At 56.3% G+C, this 25,331-nt stretch carries 31 protein-coding genes and 4 pseudogenes; 23 read left to right on the top strand and 12 right to left on the bottom strand.

Annotation, left to right across the window (positions count from 1 at the left end; translation table 11 throughout):
- The coding region (locus AC1Q6I_RS26345; RefSeq protein ID WP_218274072.1) for a hypothetical protein at positions 1-274 on the bottom strand (274 nt) is incomplete at its 3' end.
- Here AC1Q6I_RS26345 and AC1Q6I_RS26350 point away from each other — a divergent pair.
- From AC1Q6I_RS26350 to AC1Q6I_RS26380, 7 genes are all read left to right on the top strand, one after another.
- Positions 267-671: a hypothetical protein gene (locus AC1Q6I_RS26350; RefSeq protein WP_102606537.1), complete on the top strand. Its 405-nt coding sequence runs from the start codon at positions 267-269 to the stop codon at positions 669-671. The two genes, AC1Q6I_RS26345 and AC1Q6I_RS26350, sit on opposite strands and share 8 nt — an antisense overlap.
- A 50-nt stretch (positions 672-721) precedes the next feature.
- The gene (locus tag AC1Q6I_RS26355) at positions 722-1,195 is read left to right on the top strand and encodes a single-stranded DNA-binding protein (RefSeq protein ID WP_102606538.1); all 474 of its coding nucleotides are present in this window, start codon (positions 722-724) and stop codon (positions 1,193-1,195) included.
- Between the two features lie 201 nt (positions 1,196-1,396).
- The gene (locus tag AC1Q6I_RS26360; RefSeq protein WP_102605286.1) at positions 1,397-2,224 is read left to right on the top strand and encodes a DUF932 domain-containing protein; all 828 of its coding nucleotides are present in this window, start codon (positions 1,397-1,399) and stop codon (positions 2,222-2,224) included.
- A 54-nt stretch (positions 2,225-2,278) separates the two neighbouring features.
- Entirely contained in the window at positions 2,279-2,701 is a 423-nt protein-coding gene (locus tag AC1Q6I_RS26365; RefSeq protein ID WP_102605287.1) for a hypothetical protein, read from the top strand.
- A 23-nt stretch (positions 2,702-2,724) separates the two neighbouring features.
- Positions 2,725-3,030 carry a TrfB-related DNA-binding protein gene (locus AC1Q6I_RS26370; RefSeq protein ID WP_102605288.1) on the top strand — a complete coding sequence of 102 codons (306 nt, stop codon included), beginning with the start codon at positions 2,725-2,727 and terminating at the stop codon, positions 3,028-3,030.
- A gap of 249 nt (positions 3,031-3,279) precedes the next feature.
- Entirely contained in the window at positions 3,280-3,531 is a 252-nt protein-coding gene (locus AC1Q6I_RS26375; protein WP_102605289.1) for a hypothetical protein, read from the top strand.
- Positions 3,532-3,542: 11 nt separating this feature from the next.
- Positions 3,543-3,806 carry an antirestriction protein ArdR gene (locus AC1Q6I_RS26380; RefSeq protein ID WP_102605290.1) on the top strand — a complete coding sequence of 88 codons (264 nt, stop codon included), beginning with the start codon at positions 3,543-3,545 and terminating at the stop codon, positions 3,804-3,806.
- A 744-nt stretch (positions 3,807-4,550) separates the two neighbouring features.
- On the opposite strand, the gene AC1Q6I_RS26385 is transcribed toward AC1Q6I_RS26380, so the two are convergent.
- From AC1Q6I_RS26385 to AC1Q6I_RS26400, 4 genes are all read right to left on the bottom strand, one after another.
- Positions 4,551-5,336, bottom strand: coding sequence for a SprT-like domain-containing protein (locus AC1Q6I_RS26385; protein WP_102605291.1), 786 nt, complete (start codon positions 5,334-5,336; stop codon positions 4,551-4,553).
- A 138-nt stretch (positions 5,337-5,474) separates the two neighbouring features.
- Positions 5,475-5,861 (bottom strand): hypothetical protein, encoded by a 387-nt coding sequence (locus AC1Q6I_RS26390; protein WP_102605292.1) that lies wholly within the window; start codon positions 5,859-5,861, stop codon positions 5,475-5,477.
- 3 nt (positions 5,862-5,864) lie between these two features.
- A complete protein-coding gene (gene stbB, locus AC1Q6I_RS26395) occupies positions 5,865-6,584 on the bottom strand; it encodes a StbB family protein (RefSeq protein ID WP_102605293.1) in 720 nt (239 codons plus the stop codon).
- Positions 6,581-7,036 carry a TraD protein gene (locus tag AC1Q6I_RS26400; protein ID WP_102605294.1) on the bottom strand — a complete coding sequence of 152 codons (456 nt, stop codon included), beginning with the start codon at positions 7,034-7,036 and terminating at the stop codon, positions 6,581-6,583. The genes stbB and AC1Q6I_RS26400 overlap by 4 nt, the downstream gene beginning before the upstream one ends.
- A gap of 429 nt (positions 7,037-7,465) precedes the next feature.
- Here AC1Q6I_RS26400 and AC1Q6I_RS26405 point away from each other — a divergent pair, with 429 nt between their 5' ends.
- From AC1Q6I_RS26405 to AC1Q6I_RS26460, 12 genes and pseudogenes are all read left to right on the top strand, one after another.
- Positions 7,466-7,858: a hypothetical protein gene (locus AC1Q6I_RS26405; RefSeq protein ID WP_256579805.1), complete on the top strand. Its 393-nt coding sequence runs from the start codon at positions 7,466-7,468 to the stop codon at positions 7,856-7,858.
- Positions 7,851-9,407 (top strand): type IV secretion system DNA-binding domain-containing protein, encoded by a 1,557-nt coding sequence (locus tag AC1Q6I_RS26410; protein WP_102605295.1) that lies wholly within the window; start codon positions 7,851-7,853, stop codon positions 9,405-9,407. Before AC1Q6I_RS26405 ends, AC1Q6I_RS26410 begins: the two co-directional genes overlap by 8 nt.
- Positions 9,408-9,417: 10 nt before the next feature.
- Positions 9,418-12,354: a MobF family relaxase gene (gene mobF / locus AC1Q6I_RS26415; RefSeq protein WP_102605296.1), complete on the top strand. Its 2,937-nt coding sequence runs from the start codon at positions 9,418-9,420 to the stop codon at positions 12,352-12,354.
- 75 nt (positions 12,355-12,429) lie between these two features.
- On the top strand, positions 12,430-13,179 hold the full coding sequence (locus AC1Q6I_RS26420) for a hypothetical protein (protein WP_219730591.1): 750 nt from the start codon (positions 12,430-12,432) through the stop codon (positions 13,177-13,179).
- A 422-nt stretch (positions 13,180-13,601) separates the two neighbouring features.
- Positions 13,602-14,122, top strand: a pseudogene (locus AC1Q6I_RS26425) (Tn3 family transposase); the annotation flags it as partial.
- Entirely contained in the window at positions 14,119-14,484 is a 366-nt protein-coding gene (gene tnpC, locus AC1Q6I_RS26430; RefSeq protein ID WP_102605297.1) for a Tn3 family transposase post-transcriptional regulator TnpC, read from the top strand. The pseudogene AC1Q6I_RS26425 and the gene tnpC, both read left to right, overlap by 4 nt.
- 208 nt (positions 14,485-14,692) lie before the next feature.
- Positions 14,693-14,914 carry a hypothetical protein gene (locus AC1Q6I_RS26435; RefSeq protein WP_146013718.1) on the top strand — a complete coding sequence of 74 codons (222 nt, stop codon included), beginning with the start codon at positions 14,693-14,695 and terminating at the stop codon, positions 14,912-14,914.
- Between the two features lie 59 nt (positions 14,915-14,973).
- Complete coding sequence (locus tag AC1Q6I_RS26440; protein ID WP_102605299.1) at positions 14,974-15,390, top strand: heavy metal-responsive transcriptional regulator; 417 nt, start codon at positions 14,974-14,976, stop codon at positions 15,388-15,390.
- On the top strand, positions 15,387-15,656 hold the full coding sequence (locus AC1Q6I_RS26445; protein WP_102605300.1) for a thioredoxin family protein: 270 nt from the start codon (positions 15,387-15,389) through the stop codon (positions 15,654-15,656). The genes AC1Q6I_RS26440 and AC1Q6I_RS26445 overlap by 4 nt, the downstream gene beginning before the upstream one ends.
- Complete coding sequence (locus AC1Q6I_RS26450) at positions 15,646-15,825, top strand: hypothetical protein (protein ID WP_173883033.1); 180 nt, start codon at positions 15,646-15,648, stop codon at positions 15,823-15,825. The genes AC1Q6I_RS26445 and AC1Q6I_RS26450 overlap by 11 nt, the downstream gene beginning before the upstream one ends.
- A gap of 8 nt (positions 15,826-15,833) precedes the next feature.
- Entirely contained in the window at positions 15,834-15,965 is a 132-nt protein-coding gene (locus tag AC1Q6I_RS26455; RefSeq protein ID WP_256579806.1) for a hypothetical protein, read from the top strand.
- 62 nt (positions 15,966-16,027) lie between these two features.
- Positions 16,028-17,248: an MFS transporter gene (locus AC1Q6I_RS26460; protein WP_256579807.1), complete on the top strand. Its 1,221-nt coding sequence runs from the start codon at positions 16,028-16,030 to the stop codon at positions 17,246-17,248.
- Positions 17,249-17,250: 2 nt separating this feature from the next.
- On the opposite strand, the pseudogene AC1Q6I_RS26465 reads toward AC1Q6I_RS26460, so the two are convergent.
- Positions 17,251-17,346, bottom strand: a pseudogene (locus AC1Q6I_RS26465) (IS66 family transposase); the annotation flags it as partial.
- 210 nt (positions 17,347-17,556) lie between these two features.
- Here AC1Q6I_RS26465 and AC1Q6I_RS26470 point away from each other — a divergent pair.
- Positions 17,557-18,010, top strand: a pseudogene (locus AC1Q6I_RS26470) (transposase); the annotation flags it as partial.
- Between the two features lie 207 nt (positions 18,011-18,217).
- The gene (locus tag AC1Q6I_RS26475) at positions 18,218-18,385 is read left to right on the top strand and encodes a heavy-metal-associated domain-containing protein (protein ID WP_102605304.1); all 168 of its coding nucleotides are present in this window, start codon (positions 18,218-18,220) and stop codon (positions 18,383-18,385) included.
- Here AC1Q6I_RS26475 and flgB read toward each other — a convergent pair.
- On the bottom strand, positions 18,338-18,748 hold the full coding sequence (flgB, locus tag AC1Q6I_RS26480) for a flagellar basal body rod protein FlgB (protein WP_102605305.1): 411 nt from the start codon (positions 18,746-18,748) through the stop codon (positions 18,338-18,340). The genes AC1Q6I_RS26475 and flgB overlap by 48 nt on opposite strands.
- A gap of 400 nt (positions 18,749-19,148) precedes the next feature.
- Between flgB and AC1Q6I_RS26485 the strand changes: the two genes are divergently transcribed.
- Positions 19,149-19,355, top strand: coding sequence for a co-regulatory protein PtrA N-terminal domain-containing protein (locus AC1Q6I_RS26485; RefSeq protein ID WP_102605306.1), 207 nt, complete (start codon positions 19,149-19,151; stop codon positions 19,353-19,355).
- Here AC1Q6I_RS26485 and AC1Q6I_RS26490 read toward each other — a convergent pair.
- The 5 genes and pseudogenes from AC1Q6I_RS26490 to AC1Q6I_RS26510 form a co-directional block, all read right to left on the bottom strand.
- Positions 19,340-19,729, bottom strand: a complete 390-nt coding sequence (locus AC1Q6I_RS26490) for a molybdopterin-dependent oxidoreductase (protein WP_256579808.1) — start codon at positions 19,727-19,729, stop codon at positions 19,340-19,342. The two genes, AC1Q6I_RS26485 and AC1Q6I_RS26490, sit on opposite strands and share 16 nt — an antisense overlap.
- 60 nt (positions 19,730-19,789) lie before the next feature.
- Positions 19,790-19,990, bottom strand: a complete 201-nt coding sequence (locus tag AC1Q6I_RS26495) for a hypothetical protein (protein ID WP_256579809.1) — start codon at positions 19,988-19,990, stop codon at positions 19,790-19,792.
- A 9-nt stretch (positions 19,991-19,999) separates the two neighbouring features.
- Positions 20,000-20,587, bottom strand: a pseudogene (locus AC1Q6I_RS26500) (cytochrome b/b6 domain-containing protein).
- Positions 20,588-20,971: 384 nt separating this feature from the next.
- On the bottom strand, positions 20,972-21,877 hold the full coding sequence (locus AC1Q6I_RS26505) for a F510_1955 family glycosylhydrolase (protein WP_102605307.1): 906 nt from the start codon (positions 21,875-21,877) through the stop codon (positions 20,972-20,974).
- Between the two features lie 41 nt (positions 21,878-21,918).
- Entirely contained in the window at positions 21,919-22,572 is a 654-nt protein-coding gene (locus AC1Q6I_RS26510; protein ID WP_102605308.1) for a peroxiredoxin, read from the bottom strand.
- A 323-nt stretch (positions 22,573-22,895) separates the two neighbouring features.
- On the opposite strand from AC1Q6I_RS26510, the gene AC1Q6I_RS26515 reads away from it, so the two are divergent.
- Complete coding sequence (locus AC1Q6I_RS26515) at positions 22,896-25,316, top strand: heavy metal translocating P-type ATPase (protein WP_102605309.1); 2,421 nt, start codon at positions 22,896-22,898, stop codon at positions 25,314-25,316.
- Positions 25,317-25,331: the final 15 nt, after the last annotated feature.

The following is a 25,331-nucleotide window of genomic DNA, read 5'->3' on the forward strand; positions in this document are numbered from 1 at the left end:
TTGATGCAGCCTGCGGCTGCTGCTTTGAAAAGCGTTTATTTCCCGCGCCCAACGCTCGGCCTCTGAGCAGCCCGGCAGAGCGGCGTTGGCAAGCGATTTCGATAAATTCTCGCACGCGAGAACTGCGACGAGAGGTCAAATTAGATTTGACCAATAGTTGACTTGGTTCGGTGAATTTGCGATAATTTCTATGTCGAAGCAATACCGCTAAGACAGCCTGGAACCAGCGGCGGCAACCGCCCAGGCAAATCGCGAAGGAGCTTTCAATGAACACTCATACCCAGTCTCAAGCCACCGCCCCAATCTTTCACAACTGGCTGACCGCTGATGATTTCCTGGCTTTTGCTCGGGGCATTTTCGGGCCAAAGGCCCCTAGCATTGAAGAAATGAAAGCCAAGGTCGACGATATTTTTTCGTATGCCTGTAAGCGTGGTTCGACCTACGAAACTGTCGTTCACAACTTCTTTTGCGCGGGTATCGAGGGCGAGTTCGGCACTGACGAAACAGCCCCCGAGTTCGCGGAAGTTTTTGTGTATGCCCGCGAATATGGCTACATGAATGCGAGCGAAAATGCGGCACGCGAACAGGAGGACGCCGAGAACGGCTATTGCCAACACGGCCTTGATGAAATGACGTGCCCGTGTGGTTGCTTCGAAGGCGACGCATACTAAAACCACCCCACAGCCCCGGTAAGCCGGGGCATCTAAAAGGAGTTTCCATCATGGCCCGTGGCGTCAACAAAGTGATTCTAGTAGGGACTTGCGGTCAGGATCCCGAGGTTCGTTACCTTCCCAACGGTAACGCCGTGACCAATTTGAGCTTGGCCACCAGTGAGCAATGGACCGATAAGCAGACCGGGCAGAAGGTCGAAAAAACAGAGTGGCACCGGGTATCCCTGTTCGGCAAGGTGGCCGAGATTGCCGGCGAGTATCTGCGCAAAGGCTCACAGGTCTACATCGAAGGCAAGCTGCAAACCCGCGAGTGGGAGAAGGACGGTATCAAGCGTTACACGACAGAAATTGTCGTAGACATGCAAGGCACCATGCAGCTGCTGGGGGGCAGACCGCAGAACCAGGACGGCACCAACCAGGCGCCAAGGCCGCAGCAACAGCGGCCACAACAACCGGCCCCCCAACAATCGGCGCCGCAACCGCAACCCGATTTTGACCCCGAGGATGACGGGATTCCGTTCTGACTCACCCTTGACGGTCTGCGAAGAGATAGCCCGGCCAAGCGCCGGGCTTATTTATATATAAAAATAAGTAAAATTAGATTGTACTAATAGTTGACTCGTAACCGTTCTTTTGCGATAATTTCTACGTCGAAGCAATACCGCTAAGACAGCCTGGAACCAGCGGCGGCAACCGCCCAGGCAAATCGCGAAGGAGATTCAAAAATGCGTCTATCCAGCAGCTTCCGCAACCCTTGCATGGTTCGCAGCAACACCCCTTTGACTAATGACGAAATCGCGCGTGTAGCGCCGTCCATTTTTGCCGTCGAAGCGCACGACAGCCGCTCCGATCGCTACCGCTACATTCCTACCGTCGACGTGCTTACCGCGCTTCGCGCAGAAGGGTTTGAACCCTTCATGGCATGCCAAACCCGCGTGCGTAACACCGACAAGATCCAGCACACCAAACACATGATCCGTCTGCGCCATGCGTCCAACATCATGGACAAGGAAGCCAACGAAATCATCCTGCTCAACAGCCACGACGGCACCAGCAGTTACCAGATGATGGGCGGTTGCTTCCGCTTTGTGTGCGCTAACGGTCTTGTGCTAGGAGAAGCCGCGATGGATCAGAAAGTCCGTCACAGCGGTCGTCAAGACGTGATCGGCGAAGTCATCGAGGGGGCATATGAGGTGCTGGACCAATTCGCACTGATCGAGGATCAGCGCGAAACCATGAAGCAAATCCAGATTCGCCCCGAGCTGCAACACGCTTTCGCCGAGGCTGCATTAGCGTACCGCTACGACCCAGCCGAAGGCCCGGCGCCGGTGACAGCTTCACAGCTGCTCATGCCTCGCCGCCGTGAAGATCGCACCGATGATCTCTGGACCACATTCAACCGCGTACAGGAAAACACCATCAAGGGAGGGCTTGCAGGTCTCAACAAGCAAGGTCGCCGCACCAGTACCCGCGCCGTCTCCGGCATTGACCAGGACGTGAAGCTAAATCGCGCCCTTTGGGTTCTGGCTCAGCACATTCGCGAAGCCGCCTAACAAGTCCAGGCCGGGCGCTACACGCCCGGCCTACCTCGCAAGGAGAAAGCCGCCATGCAGAAAGTTTTCTTTGTACCAGGTCAGACCACAATCATTGACTACGCCCGCGAGATTGGCCCCAACATGTGGGCCGCTCGCTGCAGCTGGCTAATGTTGCCGGAGATTCGCGTGCGTCACCCCGGCGCAGTTCTTGACGATCAAACCGCTTTCCTGCAGGCACAGGAAGCGGCCAACGGCACCAAGCCTGCGCGCATCACTGAGGCACGCTTTGATTTTGCGGTCAGTCATGGCCAGGTGCTGGACTACTTCGCCGATGACACCGGCGATTCATTCATACTGCAGGCCCCCGAGGTCGGCGATTTGGTGCGCGTGTATGCCCGTTGTTTCGGTCATTGCTGGTCGTTCCTGTGTCTGCCGGTCATTACCCATAGCGAGATCCGTTCCCGGATCCGCACAGCGGTGGCCACGGATCATTGACCACTGAAAAACGGAGTTACTACATGCAGTCGATTTACACCGCCGAGGACTGGAAAAGAATATCGCCGGTATTCGCCTCGCGTCGCTTGGCGGTCTCTACGGTAGAGATTGCCAAGGCCATCTTGGTTGATGGCCAGCGCCCGCAAGACGTGGCCAACGCTAGGGACATGTCTAAGCAGACCGTTCACGCAGCTGTGAAGCGCGTTCGGGCAATCCTGGACGAGCAGGGCGCCAGTGAGCTGGTGCCGGTGCTGGTGTGGCTGCCGCCCGAGCTGGCCGAGCAAGTCAAGGCAATGGCCAAACCATACCCCCAACCTAAAACGAAATGATCGACACGGGGAACCTGCAGAAATGAAAACAGCCACATCACGACGCCAAAAAATCCTATTCGTTGGGTTGGCCATCTTTTTGGTTGCCGGATGGATTCAACAAAAATACGCCAAGAATCGCGCCGAAGCCGACTATGAAAGTCACTGCGCGGAGATTGCGAAAAACCCGGCCCGGATGCCGTGCCTAACCCCAACACCCCCCGCAATTCCATTGCCAGCCCAGGGTTAGATTTCTACAAGGAGTTGTTTATGAGTAAACCGTTTTCCAGTCACCTCGCGTTCGGCGTGGTCGCTACTGGATTCAGCTTTTCGTTGTGCTCCACTCTGTGCGCGTTCTTCATTGCCGGCGACAACATGACGATGATCGACTTTCGCCGAGCTTTGTTGCGTGAGCAATGGTTCTGGTATGCCGTGTTTGTGTGCGTACTTTTGAGCTATATCGTTCGCTACATGTGGCCTCGGCTCAACCCGCCACATAGCGCAATTTCCACTGATTCGTGAAGAGGTGCCGCATGCAACACTCAATCTCTGACCTTCGAATGATCGCCCGTGAATGGCGAAAAAAGAACGAGGAACAAACAGGAGGGATCGTGTGTATTTGGGAGCGGTCTGCCTTCTGTTGGAAAAACGAACTGCGCGACCCTAACCATGAACGACCAGGTGTGTACGCGGTTTTAGAAGATGGCCAAGTGTTTATTGCCGAAGGTGGTGATTATTCGAACGGGGCCAAACAGTGGGTAGAGGTTGCCCCCGCAGCCAACAAGAATCCCGCCTAGATCCACTCCCTGATTCCCCCCTACTGTGCGTGCCCCCTTCGGGGGGCGGCTGTCGTGAACCAAGCCCTGGCCAAAAGCGCGCCAGGTCTTGGCCCTTCGGGCTTCCATCCTCACGCCTCCGGCCTTCGGCCTGCGCGCTCCGCTTGCTCTGTAACGGCACAGGTGATTTTCTCCCGGTGGATCTAAAACCATCCGGCCTTGCGGCCGGGCGCTGCAGCAACTCACGGCTTAGATCAGCGCCCGGCTCAGGAAATCGTCCTGCAGTTGCCCACCGCCCGGGCAAACAGCACGCCCGGCCCGTGGACAACTGCACCGCTCGCTCTGGCCTTTGTTGGGCCTCGCTCGCTGGACGATTTTTCGTGCGTGAGCTCCTGCAGCGCAAAAGCAGCCTTCGGCGACCAAGAGCTGCGCCCTTGGATCCGCAACCATTTTCCCCGGCCACCTGGCCGGTCGCCGCTGGGCTCACGTCCTAGATCTGCGCACGACTCAGGAAATCGTCCTGCAGTTACCCACCGCCCAGGCAAAGAGCGCGCCTGGACCGTGGATAACTGCACCGCTCGCTCTGGCCTTTATTGGGCCTCGCTCGCTGGACGATTTTTCATGCGTGAGCCCAACGGCGAAAAAGCAGCCTTCGGCGACCAAGAGCTGCGCTCTTGGATCCGCAGCTCATACGTCGCCTGACCGGCAGCGGCCAGCCGCAATCAACTGACGTTCATTCTGAAACGTCAGACATTTGCGACCGGCTCAACTGGGTGATGGATCTGCAGGGACTTCCACCAGTTCTTTTGAATCCACGAACAGCACCTTGCAGTCGACGCATTGCACGCGACCGCTCAAACCAGGCTTACCCCACAAATTCAAATGACAGCTCGGGCATGTGTATTTGCGCTTGTTCTTCGGATCCTCGGGGTTTGTGGCAGGTGTCAGCAACCCCGCCGAGGTTAGCGCCAGTATGTCTATCGTCGGATCAGCCACAGGCTGTTCGACGGGTTTTCCATCAGGCCCATAAAGCTGGGTCGCTGACATGGCCACCCTTTGGGTAACCACGTCAATCCAAGAAAGCATACCGCCCTGTTCAATCAGTTCCTGGCATGCAACAGCGAATGGCCCACCATCAATGATGTAGTGCGTCATCTGCTGGCCGCATTGCTTACCACCTGGCTCACCTGTATCGGACGGCATCAGTCCGATGGACTTCATTTTGTTGGCCCACTCGCGGTTGTGGTAGCCGCTTCGTGATCGCGTGCCGAAGTGGTCTTGCCACTGATGAACCTGTTCATGTGCAAGCGTGGAAAGCGTCTGATCAATCCGACGATGCGCGAAGTACGCACAGTTGAGCGCAATCTCATCGCTTTTTCCCGCGCCGTTCCGGAGCAGGAAACGCGACGGCGAGAAATACCCAAACGTGTTGGCTTTTCGCTGCAGGGTGAAAATGCAGCCGGGCAACTGCCCGCCGAACAACTTTTCATTGAACCAGTCGTAGGCCCCTTCAATTTCTTCGTAAAGCTGCTGACTTGGCGTTGCGGACATAAGGACTCCTTTCTCGCATGCGAGAAAAACCCCAAAGCCTGATTACCAGCGGCGGGGAGGGTGTAATTCGTGGGAAAGCATATCCTGTATCGTACGATACAGGATACACCCCAAAAAAAGGGGGACGTACCCCCTCGATCAACCGAACAGTCCGAGCTGCTGACCTACAACCATGAGAAGTGCGCCGATGACCACACCGGCGCCGATGAGCATTGCGCAAAATCCCACGGCGCGGCGCTGCGCTTGCGCAGTGATCAGATTGGCCGAACTCCGGTTTATCTCATTACCGATCCTTGCGACCGCTTCGCGCCCGGCAAGGATCAGTGCATTGCGCTCCTTTTCCATCATGGATTCGAAGTTCATCTGCGACTGGAGCAGAGCCTTACCCGAGCCATCGCGCACGGCCTCGGAGATCTTCGCCGCCAACTCGCCGTCGACCTGTTCCAAACGACGGACGAGCGCGTCGAAATCTTCCATCATCTGCCCGACCATCGCTTCACGCGCTGTCGTAGCGTCCTTGGCCATCGCTTACTTCCCCTTTCCAAAGAGCGTGGCGTACACCTGATCGAGGTTCTGCCAGGCCGACTTTGCCAGGCGCTGCACAGAGATCATCCGTTTGGCCTGTTCCTTTGCGGCGTCATCTTGCGCGGCTCGCAGTTGCTCGCGGTAATCCGTGGTGTCCTGCACCACAGCGGCGATGCTGGTTTTCAAAGCCCGGAGGCGTTCGAACACTTCGTTCGAGTAAATCACCGCATCACGCTTGAGCGTGAATTTCTTCTCCAGTTCGTGGAAACCCATCAGCGCTGCGAAGGTGTGCGGCAAGTCGTCCGCGTCGTCGATCTCGACCTTGTTGAAGACCACCAGAATCCGGCTGCGCGGAACGCCCAGCGCGGCCAGCGTCTTAATCGTGTTGATCGTGTCGGCTTGCTGTTTTTTCTCGGATACCGTGGGCACCAGGAAGAAATCGAATTCTTCGTGCGATCCTGCAAACTGGCCCATGTACTTGAAAAAATCCTCGACGTTGGATGCTCCAACGTCGACCACGGCGTTGTCTTCCGTCATGAGAATTTCCGACAACTCACCGAACTGGCGACCCTTGAGCCGCTCGATCTCGGCGGCATCATCCGATGCACCGGCATTGATCGTCTCTACTGCGAAACGTACGCCACCCATGCGTGGCGACAGGAGCGAATCGGACAAGGTGGTCTTGCCGGTGTTACCGCTGAAATTGACAACTGCGATTTTCATTTTGGCGTCCTTTTTCGACGGCCTGCATTCTCATACATGGCCAGATCTGAGGCGTTCTGATCGTCCCCAGGATTCATAATCTTGCTCAGCTCACTCGGCCCCAACGGGGCCGTTTGGCTGACCTTCGAGTCTGCATCTGTACCGTACGATACACCTCCGTCATTCTCTGGTGCCTCTCGCTCAATCACAGGTTGCATGCTTGGCATTGGGCTTGTCGTTTTGGTCTGTTTCTCGGGGTTTTGTCGTTGCGCTTTGCGATACCGATATAGATAACTTTTCAGCGTCTCCATGCTCAGTTCGATCCCCTGTTCTTTCAACACATCCAGGATCACTTGGCGACGTACACCCGCACTCAGTTGTTGCTCAATCAATGGCATCACCTGGCGTATTTTCGCTGCCTTTGACTCAGGCCCTACCGCCATCAGTGCATTCGTTAGATCTTTGTCGGCCATTTTGCACCCTATCTGCACCCCTATTGCACTCTATGTGCATCTTACTCGCCCCCTACCTGTAGTCAAGTTGCACTCTTCCTGCTCTCTTGTAGCACCCTTCTTGCACCCTTTCTGCATACCATCTGTGCTACCCCCCTACGGCCTTCGGCCTGACTAGTGGATACGCCCTTAACAAGAGCTTCAACTTTTCCCCTTAACAGGGTCAAAGTCTCAATACACAACACGCACCCCCCTAGCGGGAGGTGAAAGCCGCGCTGTGCGCGGCCTACAGAGCAAAATCAATTTTTTTATGCGCTATACATATGTATTACAAAAGTACAATTTAAACCAGCAAAATCAAGCTTTTTATGTATTACATTTGCTATACGCAGTTTCGGCAGTTATCGTTAGGCCTGAATATGCCCCATTTATGGCTCAGCGAGGACCACCGTGGCGAAGACACTTCCCATACGTTTGAACGACGACCAAGAGGCTCGGCTAGAGCAAGCGGCGGCGTTGGCGGGCTACAAACACTTGTCTACCTTCGTGCGTGACAGGGCTCTGGCCAGCGAGAAATCGGGTGGCCGACAGACCGATTTGGACAGCTGGGCAGATCAGCAACGCATGCTTGGTTTGCTCGAAAACGTCAGCCAGGCTCAGGCGGAAAATCGAACCCTTTTGACTATTGCCGTCTACTTGCTGCGCCAAAGTTTGCAGCAGGGAAAGGTCAACCAATTGCGTGCTGAACTCAGCCATCTGGCCGATGCCGATCAGTTGATCAGTACGCTGTTGCCAGAGCTGGCCAGCGACATCGAACGTCTATCAGGAGAGGACAATGCATAAAAGAGAAGTCGATTCTGCAGTGATGACAGCCGGTTTCGGGTTGCCGATCGCTGGATGGGCAGCAGGCGTTTATTTGGCGCAGATGCCGTTGACGCCATTCCCAGCAGCGTTCAAAGAAACGCTTCACAACGGCTGGCACAACCCGATTGTACTGGGGGCCACAATTGCCACTTCAGCAGTCGCCGCTTCGCTGGTTTATTACCTGTACGAGTATTGTGACGATGGGTTTCGGGGCGAGCAGTACCAAGAATTTCTGCGGGGCTCGGAGATAAAGAACTGGCATACGGTCAAGGCAAAGGTGCGCCGCCGCAACGAGAAGACCAATCGCGAGCGGAAAAAACGGGGGCTTGGAAAGTCTGATCCGATCATGATTGGCAAGCTGCCTATGCCTTTGCACCTTGAAGATCGAAACACAATGATCTGCGCTTCTATCGGTGCCGGTAAGTCCGTGACGATGGAAGGCATGATCGCCTCGGCGTTGAAACGTGGTGATCGGATGGCCGTTGTCGACCCGAACGGCACGTTCTATTCGAAATTCAGTTTCAAAGGCGATTACATTCTCAACCCATTCGACGCTCGCTCCGCTGGCTGGACGATCTTCAATGAGATCCGGGGCATCCATGACTTCAACCGGATGGCCAAGTCGATAATTCCACCCCAGGTCGACCCGAGTGACGAACAGTGGTGCGCGTACGCACGCGACGTATTGTCCGACACCATGCGCAAGCTGAAAGAAACCAACAACCCGAACCAAGACACGTTGGTGAATTTGTTGGTGCGGGAGGATGGCGACACCATCCGCGCTTTCCTGGCCAACACGGACTCCGAGGGCTACTTCCGCGACAACGCAGAGAAGGCAATCGCCAGCATCCAGTTCATGATGAACAAATACATTCGTCCCCTGCGCTACATGAGCAAGGGCGATTTTTCCATTTATCAATGGGTGAACGATCCGAATGCCGGCAATCTGTTCATCACTTGGCGGGAGGACATGCGTGACACCATGAAACCGCTGGTGGCCACGTGGATTGACACCATCTGCGCAACGATCCTCAGCTCTGAGCCCATGACAGGCAAGCGGCTATGGCTGTTCCTCGACGAGCTGCAGTCCCTCGGCAAGCTGGAAAGCTTTGTTCCAGCGGCGACCAAAGGGCGGAAACATGGTCTGCGTATGGTCGGCAGTCTGCAGGATTGGTCCCAACTCAACGCCAGTTATGGCCGTGACGATGCGGAAACGCTGCTTTCGTGCTTCCGAAACTACGTCATTCTCGCTGCAGCGAACGCCAAGAACGCAGGCATGGCCAGCGAAATCCTCGGCTCTCACGATGTGAAGCGCTGGCGGAAATCCTACACCGCGGGCAAGTTGACCAGGACCGAGGAAGTCACGCGGGATGAGCCGGTGGTTCAGGCGTCTGAAATCTCCAACCTTCCAGATCTGGTCGCCTACGTGAAATTCGGTGAAGACTTCCCGATCACCAAGGTGAAGACGCCGTACATCGATTACAAAGAGCGCGCCCAGGCAATCATGATCACCGGTCAAGCCGCGTAACGAGGTAGCCATGTTCAATGTTACCTCTATCAAGGGGAGCAACCAGTACGCTGCAGCTGGCTACTACACAGCTGCAGACGATTACTACGCAAAAGAGTCCCCCGGTGAATGGCAGGGAATTGGCGCCGAGCTTCTAGGACTGGAGGGGCCAATCGACCAGAAGGAGCTGGCCAAGCTTTTTGACGGCAAGCTTCCGAACGGCGAAGTGATGCCCAAGACCTTTGATAAGGAAACGGGTAATCGCCGGATGGGTTTGGATCTGACCTTCTCAGCTCCAAAATCTGTCTCGATGCAGGCTCTGATTGCCGGTGACAAGGACGTGGTCGCGGCGCACGACCGCGCAGTGACCAAAGCGATGGAGCATGTCGAGAAACTGGCGCAGGCCCGCCGAAAAGAACATGGCAAGTCCATGCTCGAACGAACGGGCAATCTCATCATTGGTAAATTTCGGCATGAACTCAGCCGCGCCAAAGATCCTCAGTTGCACACCCACGCCGTAGTCATGAACGCGACACGGCGTGAGGATGGTAAGTGGCGAGCAATACACAACGACGATATTTTCAAGATCCAACCGCAGATTGACGCCATGTACAAGGGCGAGCTGGCCAAGGAGCTGCGCGAGCTGGGCTATGAAATCCGGGTTTTAGACAAAGAAGGGAATTTCGAGCTGGCCCATATTTCGAGGGACCAGATCGAGGCGTTTTCGAGTCGGGCCAAGGTGATCGAGGAAGCGTTGGCCAAGGACGGCAAAACACGGAGCAACGCCACGGCCTTGGAAAAGCAGATCATTGCGATGGCCACCAGGCCACGCAAAGACGAGCGCGACCGTCATTTGGTCAAGGAATACTGGGTCACCAAGGCGAGAGATCTAGGTATCGAGTTCGGCGGCCGCAGTCAGCTTGATAACCGCGAGTACGGCAGGCGCTCAGAGAGCATCCATGCAGAACACAATCTGCCGGAAGGCATCACCCCAGGCCAGGCAGTGGTGCAATACGCCATAAACCATCTGACCGAACGTGAGCAGGTTGTCGGCGAGTCAGATCTGCGCACAGCTGCACTACGGCGCGCCGTTGGCTTGGCTTCGCCATCCGAAGTCGACGATGAAATCAAGCGTCTGGTGAAACAGGGATCACTGATCGAGTCGCCACCATCCTACAGGATGGCCACTGGTACGGAGGGGGCCGCGCTGTCACCTGCAGGATGGCGCGCATTGCTGAAAGAGCAAAAGGGCTGGAGCGAAAAGGAAGCCCAGCAGTACGTCAAGATGGCGATCAGCCGTGGCTCTTTAGTTGAAGTTGAAAAACGGTACACCACTCAGCGGGCGTTGAAACGTGAAAAGGCGATTCTTGCCATCGAGCGCAGCGGACGTGGCCAAGTCGCGCCGCTGTTGAGCAAAGAGCAGGTAGCAAAAGCACTGGAGGGCTCAACACTATCTGCAGGCCAGTATCAGGCCGTGGAAGTGATCGTTAGTACGAGCAACCGATTCGTTGGCATCCAGGGCGACGCCGGTACCGGCAAAACTTACTCAGTTGATCGCGCTGTTAAGTTGATCGAGTCAGTCAACAACGCCATGACCGAGCGGTCGACAACGACCGATGCGGCTTTTCGTGTCGTCGCTTTGGCCCCCTACGGCAACCAAGTAACCGCTTTGAAAAACGAAGGGCTGGACGCTCACACACTCGCTAGTTTTTTCCATACCAAAGACAAGAAGCTGGATGAGCGGACAATCGTTGTACTCGATGAGGCTGGTGTAGTCGGTGCCCGTCAGATGGAGCAGCTGATGCGACTCATTGAGCAGTCCGGTGCCCGACTGATCCAGCTGGGCGACACCAAACAAACAGAGGCTATCGAGGCTGGCAAACCCTTCGCCCAGTTGCAGCAAAACGGTATGCAAACTGCGCGGATCAAGGAAATTCAGCGACAGAAGAACCAGGAACTAAAAATTGCTGTTCAGCATGCGGCTGATGGCAACCCGGGAAAGTCACTTGAGCATGTCAATCATGTTGAAGAATTCCGGGAACCTGGCCAACGACACCAAGCCATCGTTCGTGACTACATGTCGTTGACGCCGCAAGAACGTAAAGAGGTATTGATCGTCGCCGGTACGAACAAGGACCGCAAACAGATCAACACCATGACAAGGGAGTCGCTTGGGCTTGTAGGCAAGGGCAAAGAGCTGGCTACGCTCAACCGAGTCGACACCACACAGGCCGAACGCCGGTACGCACCAAGCTACAAAAAGGGAATGGTCGTACAACCCGAGAAGGACTACATAAGGGCTGGCCTGTCCCGAGGGGAGCTGTATACCGTTGACCAGGCCCTGCCCGGAAACGTGCTGGTGGTAAAAGACAAGAACGGGAACCGCGTTGAGTTTAATCCTCGGAAGCTGACCAAGCTCAGCGTGTACAACCTTGAGAAACCAGAATTTTCCGTTGGCGATCTGGTGCGGATCACCCGCAATGATCAGAAACTGGATCTCACCAACGGCGACCGAATGCGGGTTGTTGGGAATGCCAATGGCGTCATCGAGCTGGCATCCCTCAAAGAGAAAGACGGCACGCCAGAACGGGTAGTTGCCCTCCCAACTAATCGGCCATTGCATCTAGAGCACGCCTATTCCGCTACCGTCCACAGCGCCCAAGGTCTTACAAATGATCGAGTGATGATCTCCATCAACACGAAAAGCCGGACGACTTCACAAAACCTTTGGTACGTGGCCATCAGCCGGGCAAGACACGAAGCGCGCATCTATACGGACTCAATAGCCGGATTGCCTGCCGCCATTGCAAACCGTTACGACAAATCCACAGCCCTGTCATTGCAGCAGGCGCGAGAGCGTCAACGTAACGAGTCCATCAAGCCGCGCACGGTGTTGGACGGTAAGGCGCTGGAACGCAAACAGCGTTCCGCCCTGGACGGAGCGAGCGCAGGTAAATCAGGCGTGTAGATGATTTTTTGAATTGTGATGAGAATATGGGTTCCGGTATTGCCGGAACCTTTCGCATTTAGATGACAGGATTTTATGGCTGATTGGAAGAATATAGGCCAGGCCAGATGGTATGACTGCAAGCTGGGGACCATGAGAGACGAGGACTTGGCTCAGCTTGTCGGTACGAAAAAAAACGTAATTCGTTACCGGCGTCAGCTATTCGATATCGAAGCTTGGAATGTAAGAATTGCCATCGAGCCCTACCGGCATTTGTTGGGCATAGAATCAACTCGCACTGTAGCGCGCCTTTGCGGGGTTTCTGCCTACAGCGTTGATCAATACCGCAAATCTTTAGGGGTCAAGGCCAAGCCAGGACCGCCCTCACTCCCAAAGCCAAAGCGTTTCCCGGTCAACCATCCGTTGCGGCCCTACAAGCCACTCTTGGGCATCGTGCATGACCAGGACGTGGCCGATCTCGCAGGCGTTTCAAAAACAACGGTTCGAAACTGGCGTGAAACTTTGGGCCGTCCCCCTGCTAAACCATTACCCAAGGAACCAGCAACGCCCCGGCTAAAAAACTATGTCGGTCCGTGGCTCGGTTACGAATCTCTGTTCGGATCGATGTCAACGGCGAAGATCAGCCGCGCCGTGGGCGTACCCTTTGCCGTTGTAGAACAGCGGCAGAAGTTTTTAGGGGCGACTCCATATCAGCGGGTTTCAAAACTGGCCCGGTACCAGCATTTGATCGGACTCATCCCAATTGGCCTGTTAGCGAAACTCGCCGGCGTTTCCATCAGTCGCGCAGGTGAATTCCGAAACAAGGTGTTGGCTGAGCAGAACTAGGATCGCCGCTGGCAGCCAGGGGTGCCCCCTGGACGGCAGAACAAAGCAACACCAAGGGCGCGGCCCTTGTCAACGCGCTGGGGTCGCCCAGGCCTCGGTTGCGCGGGGTGGTGAAGCTATCCCACACACACCGGCGCAGACTGGGGGTCACTGCGCACCGTCAAGCAGAATACGCCTGCGGCGGTCCTGCGGACGCGGAACCCACCTTCGGCGGGGCCCCCGCCATTCCACTTGACCGCGCTTCGTTCTGACAGGGGGTTATGCCGAGATAAAGGAAAATTAGGACATTCGTCCTGTAACCTTATGATATAGCTTAGGTTTAACTTTTTCCTGTGTTGCCTTTCCTCGTCCCGAGTTTAGCCGTCTATGCTGAAGCTTTTGCTTTTTCTTGAGGGAAGAATTCCATGGCCTCTCTGGAGCGGACAGCCTATTCAGACACTCAAGGCCAGTCCGCCACAGTATTTGCCTTCACCCATTTGCTGGGCATCAATCTAATGCCTCGCATCCGCAACTGGCGCAACCTGATCATGTATCGGCCCGATCGCTCGGCAAAGTACAAGCACATCAACAGCCTCTTCACGGACACCGTCAACTGGAGCCAGATAGAGACCCATTGGCAGGATCTGATGCAGGTGGCCCTGTCGATTCAGGCTGGCAAAATATCTTCTCCAATGCTGCTGCGCAAACTCGGTTCTTACAGTCGGCGCAACAAGCTCTACCATGCAGCGCAGGAGCTGGGATGTGTAATCCGGACAATTTTCCTGCTCAAATGGATCGGCAACCGTGAGTTGCGCCAAGAAGTAACAGCCAATACCTGACCAGCAACGTCAAACGCTTTGGAGAATTCAATCTCAGCCTCAAGCGCCCCCCGGAGCCCTGGATCAAGGACTCCATTTTCCAGCAGGCTGCGGATTCGATTCGTGGGCATGAGGAGACGAACTGATGCACATTCCACCTGCTTCGTTTCGAGTGACGCCCTATGGGGAAGTCGATGCCAAGGCTCTTGAAACCTTGCGCGAGCGCTACGACACCTCTCAAGTGCTTCGGATGGTCGAACGTCTGGATGCCTGCCTCGCTGAAATCGGAGGGATCGGTAGCATTAGAGATGATCTCTTACGCCTGCACGCGATGGCACTGACGGTGCTGGAGGGTGCTCCTCTATCCATCCCCACAGCCGATGTGGACAGTATTTGGCAGGAAGCCGAGCGGCTACAGGATGATCTCGTAGCTTTAAGTTCCTGCTTGAACTCTACTTACGAGCAGCTGAGCCCTTTAGTGGAGCTAGCTCCTGATTATCAGCTCTAAGTCTGTGTGATGAACTGGCCGCATCCGCTCTCGAAAGGCCCGAAGGGGGTGAGGCGCAGCTTCGGCTGTGGTGTGTCCGGATCAGTCTAGTCATGCGCTACTTATGGGTAGAGCGACCCGTGACCCAAAAATGGTCCTGTTTTCCCCACTTGACCTTCCCTCAGTGGCAACCACTACCTTGACAGTGTGTGCTACCGAGGGACTCACCATGAGAACGACTTATCTTGAAAGGCTCCTGTTGAGAGCCTACAGAGAGGCGATTCGCCAGAACGATTTGATGGTGGCCGATATTGTCCTGTCCGCCATCGAGGCCTGCGCACCGCCCGACGCCGCTATGACTGATGCGGTGATCGAAGCCTACTGCGATCTGGCCGTCCGGGCGATGGTGTACCAGACAGCACCACCCACAGGGTCATCGCGCGGCACTTGACCTTGGCCTTAGGACTAAGGTTTACACTTTCCTTGTCCCTGCTTGGAGCAAGTCCTCCCATGCTCACGATCGGTAAACTCGCAACGCTTGCAGGCACCACCCCCAATACCTTGCGCTATTACGAGCGCGAGGGCTTGATTCCGCCTCCGGCAAAGGGCGAGAACGGCTACCGTCTCTACCCCCAGGACGCGGCACGACGGGTGCATTTCATCCGGCAAGCGCAGCAATGCGGCTTCACGCTGTCCGAGATTCGCGAACTGCTGGCGCTTCCGCAACAAGCGTCGGCCTGCTGCTCCGATGTTCGCAAGCTCGCCATCGAAAAGAAGCTGGCGCTGGAGGCCAAGATCAAACTGATGAGAGCAATGTCGGCCGAACTCGACCGGCTGATCAACGACTGCGTCCACGACTCGCACCCGCTTGATGACTGCCCCATCCTGAATGCGCTGAATCATGTGACCAGGGAAACTGAACAATGAAGATCGAAGTCTTTTATGCTGATGGATGCGGCAACTGCAGCGCGTCCAGGCGCGACCTCAAGGATACCGTGCTCGCAGCGTTTCCTGGCGGTGCGGTTTGGAGCGAGATCGACATCGTTAAGAACATTGACTACGCGGTGGAGCTGGGCGTTCTCACGGTTCCGGCTGTCGCGATTGACGGGGCACTCGTGTTCACTAGGCTGCCGACTGCTCAACAGCTCGTGTCCGAGCTGACGGCGCGCGCAGGGAAACTGAATGGACACTGAATCGTGGCTGCAACTCGTCCAGCAGGGCGGTCTGGCGGCGGCCATCGCAGCGTTCTTGGCAGGCTTGGTCTTCAGCTTCAACCCGGTGGCAATGGCGGCGGTGCCGGTGGCACGCGCCTATGTCACCAAGGCCCGGAAAAACCTGCAGGCGACGCTGTATCCGGACTGATCTATCCCGTGTGGGTCACGACGGTAAGCGTCACGGCGATCTTCTTCAATTCGCTGTGGGGCTGCCCGTCACTGTTCATCGACGCGATCCTCAACGTCGGCAAACCGCCGCCAATGGCCAACGTCGTGCAGCACGCGTGAACCGAAGTCGTCAATGGCACGGACTCCTAAGCAGTTACTCGTTCACATAGGCATCGAATCACATGAATTCATCTCAAGTACAACGCAGCGGCGATCCGCGTGAAAGCGTGCTTCGCATGCTCTCTCTGGCGACATTCGTCATCTTCTTCCAGGCGTTCATGGTGGCGCCGATTATCCCTCGGCTGTCGGAGGTGTTCGGCGTTTCTCCGCAAGAGATTGGCCTAATCGTGCCCGCCTATCTGATTCCCTACGGCATCGCGACGCTCGTCTATGGCCTGTTGGCTGACCGGCTGGGCCTGTGGCGCATCATGGCCGCGTCGCTCTTGGCGTTCGCGGTGCTGACTGCGTTGACCGCCACCGCTCGCTCGGTTCAGGAGCTTGTGCTGTGGCGGCTGCTGACCGGTCTCGGCGCCAGCGGCGTGGTGCCGCTCGCGCTGGTTCTCGTCGCAAGGCTCTATTCCTATGAGCAACGCGGTCGCCCGCTGGGTTGGATCTTCGGCGCGATGGCCGGCGGCATGGCCTTCGGCTCTACTTTCGGTGCGCTACTCGAACCCTACGTCGGGTGGCAAGGGCTGTTTCTTTCGGTCGGCGCTATCGGTCTCATGATGCTAATAATTCTGCTGCCCCACCGCGAGATTATTGCCAACGCGCTGCAGAGCGTTGGCGGCGGCCTCGGCGCACTGTTTCGCGGCTACCGCGACCTCCTGAGCACGGCGCGCGGTAGGCGCACCTACACATACGTCTTCGTCAACTCCATCTTTCACTCTGGTGTATTCACCTGGCTGGGCTTGTACCTGGAGCGCCACTATGAACTGGGACCCGTTGGGATCGGCCTCGCGCTGCTGGGTTATGGCATTCCCGGATTTCTGTTCGGACCAGCCATTGGCCGTGCGGCGGATCGATATGGTCGCAGCAGGCTGATTCCGCTCGGACTGGCGCTCGGTGCGATCGCCGCGGCGGCCCTAGTTGCCGACATGCCGCTTTTCGCGGCCGCCGCGGCCATCACGGTGCTGTCACTCGGCTACGACATGACCCAGCCGTTGTTCGCCGGACTCGTCACGTCGATCGGCGCGCAGCGACCGGGCCAGGCGATGGGACTCAACGTCTTCATGCTCTTCGTCGGCTTCGGGTTGGGCAGCCTGGTGTTCGGCGAATTGCTGCGGCAGGGATTCACTCAGGCGCTGGCCGTTTTCGCGGCTGTTGAGCTGGTTCTAGCGTTTGCGGCCATTGCTTTGTTCCGCGCCGAGGTGCCTGCTTCGACGACAACGATGAAGCGGACCTGACTCCTCGAACTATTGGCATCATGCAGGTCGAAGAACTTGTGACGGGCATGGGCCATGCAGCCGATTTCGGTCATACCTTGTTCGAGGTCGGCCTTGTAGTCAGTGTTTCGATAGTTCGGCATATCAAAATATGCAGTGCAGCGAACCCGTTCGATCCGGCATGGACGTCTTACCTTGAGCGCCGAAGAGCGCATTGTCAGGTAGCCCGGTCTCACTCAGGCTACTGGAAGGCTTGAGCCGTATGAGGGCTGACTCTCAAGTACGGTTCTTAGGGGAGGCAGGAGTGGTAACACTCCTGCTTTACCCGACTGAAATCCCACATTGGCGTAGATGCGGATTCGGGCTTGGTTAATAGCGTTGTCGGTACGCCTGCCAACGGGGCAGACGTGACACAAGTGGATCAACTGCTTCATGGGGGAAGAAGTTCACGTCTGTGGCGATGCCGGTTATACCGGGGTGCAGAAGCGCCAGGAACACCAGGATCGCAAGATGATCTGGTCGATTTCTGCACGGCCCGGTTCGTACAAAGAGCATGGCAAAGACACGGTGATCGGCAGTGTGCTACGGAATTGAGTATGCGAAAGCGCAAGTCAGAGCCCAGGTTGAGCATCCATTTCGAGTGATCAATCGCAAGTTTGGCTATACGAAAGTGCGCTTTCGTGGTCAGACGAAAAACATCGCTCAACAGACGACGATGTTCGCCTTGTCGAACTTGTGGATGGTGCGAAACGATTGTTGAATGCAGGAGAGGTGCGCCTGTAATGCGGGCCAATCGCCCTGAAACAGCGCGATTAGAGGAAATCATGAATTAAATAGTGGAAAGGTCTGCTTTTCGACCGAATCAGCGTTTTTTGAACCTCATGCAGAGAAGGCATCAAAAAAATCGCTGGGTACTTCAGACCTTCCTTAAAGGAGATCAAGGTCTGATATGCAAGGCGGTGTAGCTCGGACGGTTACGATGTATCAGGCATTAGTTGCAGCAACTGCGTTAGCAAAATCATTAAAGCCATTCAATCACTGGATAACAAGGCAACAGTTTCAGTGGATCGTAATGCAGGGAAGGTCAACGTCGAATTGACTTTTTGGTCATTACTCTCCGCGCAATACCTTAATCAAGCCTTTAAATGCGCCATTTAGTCGAGCGAACGCTGCCTCGAAATGAATTTCATTTTCCGTATACTTCGCAAGTTCGACTTGCTGAACCACGGTGTTTTGGTCAAGAGATGATTGATTTGGAGTTCTGTAAAGCAAAGCATTCCCATCTTCGCCTGCTGATCCGTTCCCTGCAATATGTTTTAGGTTTGTTGTTTGTAAAGAAAACTGAGTAGCCGTCACTCGTTTTGACTGTTCTGCAAGTAAAGCAGGAAAGTCCAAGTCGCGGGCCTTGAAGTTGGGCGTATCAGAGTTAGCAATATTATTGCTCAGCACCTCAGCTCTTTGGATGTGATAGATTAACGCTCTTTCCGCAGAACCAACGGCTTTTTCAAAATTAATACTCACGCCTAATCACCTTTATGGAATTACCAATCCCAACGCAATACACATATCGAACACTCAAGGTTAAAAGCAATACGCCCACGTCGGCAAACTTCAGATCCTGCCCAGCTTTTCAAAAGCCGTCAAGCCTCTTTGAAAATGACCGGAAGCTTACAATGTTGTCATGTGTAAATTTTTAAACGGTTAAATACGCTGCAATGTTGCTTGGATGTACGAGACCTTACGGATTAAGCCGTCTGCTGTCTAAGAGGAAAGTGGTAACCTGACACAACTGTAATATTCATCTAAGGTTTCTGACAGGGAGAGAGTTTTAAGATTACGTCGTGTCTTGAGCTCAACCCCCACGAATCACGTCTTGATGTGAATTCAACGGGGTAACCAAATCTTATCCGAGGATACCCAAATGAAATCCATGAAAACCCTGCTTGTCATCGCAGCCTTGACCGTTTCTTCTCTGGCGATGGCCGAAGGCGGTGGTGACCGGACACTCGCACGCATGGAAGCGGCCAGGAAGGACTCAATGGAATCGTACCAAATTGCCCAAAAGCAAAGTACCCAATCCCCCGTCGCAGAAAGCAAAGCCAAAGCAGTCGATCACGCTAATTGCTGAATAGTTTGGCGCACTCCCAAACTGACAGAAATGTAATCACCGCGGTGGTTCAAATGTGGCAATTTCTGAGCCCGCTTGCCGTATGACTTCGTCATTTGCGGCGGCGGGCAAGGCTCATTGGGGTTAAAGAGGAACTCCTGAAAGAACGCCCCCAGCCTGTCAGCAAAACGCACAGTGTGTTTCGCACGGCCCCAGCCCTCCACGCAAATCAGCCGCGTGACCTGACGGGTTTGCGGCAACTGGTTCAGCTCGGCGAGGGTCCAGCTGTGTTTATCCTGGACCAGGCCGCCGACCTTGAGTTTGAAATCATCACCGTCGATGTCCAGGATGCCGTCGCGGTCGTAATAGGTATTGAAGGGAAACAGGCGTGTCATCATCGACTCGGGGTAGATCGGTACCAACCTGCCCGGATCGAACAGCGCCGCCTGTATTTGTCATTGAAGCGTGACACCCATGTTCAACATGGACTCCACCGAGTCGCGATCATCCAGGCGACAGCCTGTCAGCAAGGCAATCCCGCCCAGCGTCCAGACAGGGCGAAGAAATTGTTTACGCGCGGGCAAATCAAGTTCCTGCGCCACCGATTTGGTGATGGCGGATTCATCAAGCCCGTCTTTTATAATTTTTTTGATCATGGTTTAGCGTCAGCGCAGCATGGCAATCAGTGTGTGCGGCACGAGCGCCACCATCACCAGATGCACCACGGTAAAAGCGACCAGCAGGCCATGCAGACAAAATGCACGATGCGCGCTGAGTCATAATCACCCATCAGCTCCCTCAGCAGAGGAAACTGCACCGGCTTCCAGATCACCAGGCCCGACAGAAACAGCACAATGAGATCGAGCACGACAAAGAGGTAGGCGAGCTTTTGCAGGGCCTTGTATTGCCGCAAGTCGGCATGGACGAGCTTGCCCCTGAGGGCAGCCAGGAAATCATGAAAGACTTCGGGCGGGGCGTATCGGGAAAACTTGTAGGCGATGCGGCCGGAGAAAATATTGAGCAGAAGGTAAATAGTGCCGTTGATGAACAGTATTCACATCGCCGCAAAATGCCAAAGCAGTGCATCCGCCAACCAACCACCCAGAGTGATGCTGTCGGGAATCCGGAAGAAAAAAAATCGGTGAGGCGTTATAGATACGCCAGCCGCTCATCACCAGGATGAGCACCGCGATGACGTTGACCCAGTGGGTCAGCCGGAGCCAAATCGGGTGAATAGTTTGGGAGCTACTCATATTCCCTATCCTGCCGGCACAGTGCCGGCGAATTCCCCCGGCCACCACGAAGTGTGTTGGCTCAATCCCCCATTTTTAACCGGCAACTCCATTGGAGTCGCAAACAGCACCGACCATACCGACGTATGTACCAAGACTAGCATCGGCTTTTAGGTGTCGTTTTACATTATTCATCCTGGCATTTGGCACACTCAATGCCATACCACGCTACAGCCCTGTGTCACCCATTAACTGCGTAATGGTACTGCGTCCTCTTTGCCGGAGTCGCAGACCAATAGACCTACCGCGAGGCTGGGCCTCGCGGTAGTGAGATACTTCCGGAGATAAACGGGGACTTGCTCATCGCTGACCGGCTAGGCCCAGGTGGTACGCCGCTCAGGAGGCTTATTCCAACGTTTGCCCCGCCTGTGCGATCGCTTTCCAGGTCTTGCCGTTGTCTTGCGAGAGATAGACGTCACGCTTGATCGTCGCCATCGCCCACTCCTGAGCATTGGTCGGACTCTGCGCCAGGTAAGCGACGGCATCCTGATTGAGGGGTGGCAAACCGAGGGCGCTGATCGCGTGGGTCTTCAGGTCGAGGATCGAGAGCAGCGCTACCTTGTTATAGCTGCCGAACCATAAGCTCTTTGCGTCGAGGCTGAAGCTGACGCTTGGCACCTGAACATTTTGGATAACCGGCTGAAAGTGCTCGCCGGCATCGCTCGATAAAAACAGGCCACTGCCGGTAGCCACAGCAACGGTTTTGCTGTCAGTGGGATGCACCGCCAATGCGCTCGGCTCTGGCCCCATTCCTTGCGCCACAGCATGCTGCCAGGTGGCCCCGTCGTTCAGGCTGTAATACAAGCCAGGAGAGGTCATTTTCGAGTTCGGGTGCGTGTTGTAAACGTAGATAGCCCCGCTGTCGAAACCGCTGGATAACAGATGAAAGTCCGACTCTCCTTGAAGTCCAAGCGGCTGCCAGGTATTGCCACCGTCACTGCTCTTGATTAACCCGAGAGGATTGACCAGGGGACTGCCACTGGCCGGATGACCACTGCTATAGATCGCCTGACGGCCGGCAGAAAAGCCCATGTAGTCGTGTTCAGGCCCAGGTGCCTTGCTCCAGTGGCCATCACGGTACAGGGCCAGGCCGTCATGGCTGGGGATGGAAAGCTGTTGCCCATCCTGGCTGAAAGCGAGCCCATGGACGTGCTTCAAGGTGACCGTCATCGCGGCGCCGGCAGTCAGGTGGGTGAGCCCAATCAACACGCCAATCGATATCGTCCGGCGTAGAGTCTTTCCCAGATACATAATCCATTCTCCAATCGTGACTGAGCCCTTGCTGGTTGATGTTACTTCGGCTGCGCCACGGTGCGCAGATAGGGCTTCAACGTCTTGAAGCCCTGCGGGTATTTCTTCCTGGCCTCTTCGTCGGACACCGAAGTGGGAATGATGACGTCCTCGCCCGGCCGCCAGTTCACAGGGGTGGCGACCATGTGTTTGGCGTTTAATTGCAGCGAATCGAGCAGGCGCAACACTTCGTCGAAGTTGCGCCCGGCACTCATCGGGTAGATCAGCATCGCCTTGACCTTCTTGTCCGGGCCGACGATGAACACCGAACGCACCGTGGCGTTGTCCACGGCGATGCGTGGGCCGCCACCGGCATTCGGGTGAATCATGTCGTAGAGCTTCGCCACTACCAGGTTCTCGTCGCCGATCATGGGATAGTTGACCGCATGGCCCTGGGTCTCCTTGATGTCGCCGACCCAGGCCCGGTGGTCGCTGACCGGGTCGACGCTGAGCCCGACTATCTTGGTGTTGCGTTTGTCGAACTCCGGCTTGAGTCCGGCCATATACCCGAGTTCGGTGGTACAGACAGGGGTGAAATCCTTAGGATGCGAGAACAGGATGGCCCATTTGTCGCCAATCCACTCGTGGAAGTGGAGCGGGCCTTCGGTGCTTTCGGCGGTGAAATCCGGTGCTTCGTCGCCAATACGGATTGCCATGTTCGATCTCCTTACAGTGACTGGAAGGGACGCTGTCAGCACTCTGCCTGCTGTACCAACGGCGCTCGAATGTTTGTGTTGAGTCTGTCAGCGCGAATCAGTATAGGAGACGCACCAAGACGAGGCGGAAACCAACGCATTAATTCTGTATGACGTTGAAAGAGAAGACCTTTCTGCTTAATAAGCATTGAAGGGGGGACTCAGCCGACAGACCCGTCTCAATCCTCTTTTCGCGGACTCGTCCAGCGATCACGTTGCTGCTTGACCTTACCGCAATGGCAAGGTCCAGCCTTACGGTAGAGAGGTTCCTCAGGAGGTTGGTGATGTCCAGCCTATTTCCCCATACCGCTACCGTTACGCCTAATCCTGTCCAGCAATGGACACTCGGCGTAGCGGGCATGACTTGTGCCTCCTGCGTAGCACGTGTCGAGAAAGCATTGACCCGAGTGCCTGGTGTTTCTGCCGCCAGTGTCAACTTGGTCAACGAAACGGCAACCGTCGAAGTTGATGTCAATGCAGCACTGACGCCCCTGCTCCAGGCCGTAACAGACGCGGGCTACCGCGTGAAAGAAGACGAACTGGTCTTGGCCATCGGCGGCATGACTTGTGCCTCGTGCGTCGGGCGCGTCGAAAAAGCCCTTCTAAAAGTACCGGGTGTACGGTCGGCCACGGTGAACCTGGCCAGTGAAGTGGCCAGGGTTCGGGCGGTGTCCGGCGTAGTATCACTGGCGGTGCTGACTCAAGCGGTAGCAACTGCCGGCTACGAGGCCAGCGTTCCGGCTGCCGAGGTGTCCACGGGTACTCCGCTTCACCGTGACTGGTGGCCGGTGGCTGTGGCCGCCGTGCTGTCCTTGCCGTTGGTGATACAGATGATCACCGCATTACTGGGCGCACGGTGGAGCCTGCCAGGCTGGGTGCAGTTGCTACTGGCCACGCCTGTTCAGTTCTGGCTGGGTGCGCGTTTCTATCGGGCGGGTTGGAGAGCATTGCTCGTAGGCAGCGGCAATATGGACCTGTTGGTGGCGCTCGGTACCAGCGCGAGCTACGGGCTGTCGGTCTATCTTCTGGCGACGCATTCCGGCCCCGGCGTCCCGCACCTCTATTTCGAGGCTTCTGCGGTAGTGATCACCTTGGTCTTGCTCGGTAAGTGGCTGGAAGCACGCGCCAAGCACCATACCGCGGACGCTATCCGGGCACTACAGGCGCTACGGCCAGACATCGCCCGCGTGCGACGCGACGGGATGGAGTACGAAGTTTCTGCGAGTTCACTGATCGTCGGTGACATGGTAGTGGTGCGGCCGGGCGAGCAGGTCCCGGCGGACGGCGTGGTGCATGACGGGCAAAGCCATCTCGACGAGTCGCTGCTGACCGGTGAGAGCCTGCCAGTGGCGAAAGGTGAAGGCGACCCGGTAACCGGTGGCGCAATCAATGGCGAAGGTCTGCTGCTGATCATGATCTCAGCAGTCGGTGCGGAAAGCACCCTGGCTCGGATCATTCGCTTGGTCGAAAACGCCCAAGCGACCAAGGCGCCGATCCAGCGTTTGGTCGATCGGATCAGTGCCGTTTTCGTGCCGGTGGTGCTGGTGGTCGCGGCTATGACCTTGCTGATTGGCTGGTGGCTGACCGGCGAGGTGGCCGGCCCGCTGATTAACGCGGTAGCGGTATTGGTTATCGCATGCCCCTGTGCGTTGGGCCTCGCCACACCGACTGTGATCATGGCTGGTACAGGGGTCGGCGCACGCCACGGCATTCTGATCAAAGATGCGCAAGCCTTGGAGATTGCACATCGGGTGAGCGTAGTGGTCTTTGACAAGACCGGCACGCTGACATTGGGCAAGCCCCAGGTAACGGCTCTGAAAGCGAAGGATGGCGACAGTGTACGCTTGCTGCAACTAGCGGCGTCAGCTCAGGCCGGTAGCGAGCACCCATTGGCCCAAGCACTACTGGACAGAGCCCGGCAAAAAGGCATGACGTTGTTACCGGCATCCGGGATCACTGCCTTGCCGGGGCGAGGTTTGGCGGCTTCAGTGGCAGGCCGCGATCTGCGTCTGGGTAGCTCGCGGCTGATGCGGGAGATGGGTGTGGACCTATCACCGCTTGCGGTTCGTGCAGCGGCGTTGGCCGAGGCCGGCAACACCGTGTCCTGGCTTGCCGAGCTATCCGAACAGCCACAGTTGTTGGGCCTGATTGCCTTTGGTGATGTGCTAAAGCCCTCCGCACGGTTAGCCGTGGCGCGGTTGAAAGCGCTGGGTATCCGTACCGTGATGATTACCGGCGACAACCTTGGAGCGGCCACCGGCGTAGCCAAGCTACTCGGCCTCGACGAGGTGCGCGCTGAGGTTCTACCCGGCGACAAAGCGGCGGCGGTACGGGCACTGAAAGTCGACGGCGCAGTCGTGGCGATGGTTGGCGACGGCATCAACGACGCGCCAGCATTAGCGGCGGCCGATGTCGGTATCGCTATGTCGACCGGTACCGATGTGGCGATGCATACCGCGGGTATCACCCTGATGCGCGGCGACCCGGCGCTGGTGGCGGATGCCTTGATGCTGTCCCGTCACACCTATGGGCGGATTTTGAAGAGTCTGTTCTGGGCCTTCGTCTACAACCTGATCGGTATTCCGCTGGCGGCGATGGGCCTGTTGAGCCCGGTGGTTGCTGGCGCGGCAATGGCGCTGTCCAGTGTCTCAGTGGTGACTTACGCCTTGCTGCTGAAGCGGTGGCAGCCAGCACAACGAGAATAGGGCTGACTCGGCGTT

This window comes from Pseudomonas sp. MPR-R2A5 (genome assembly GCF_058793055.1).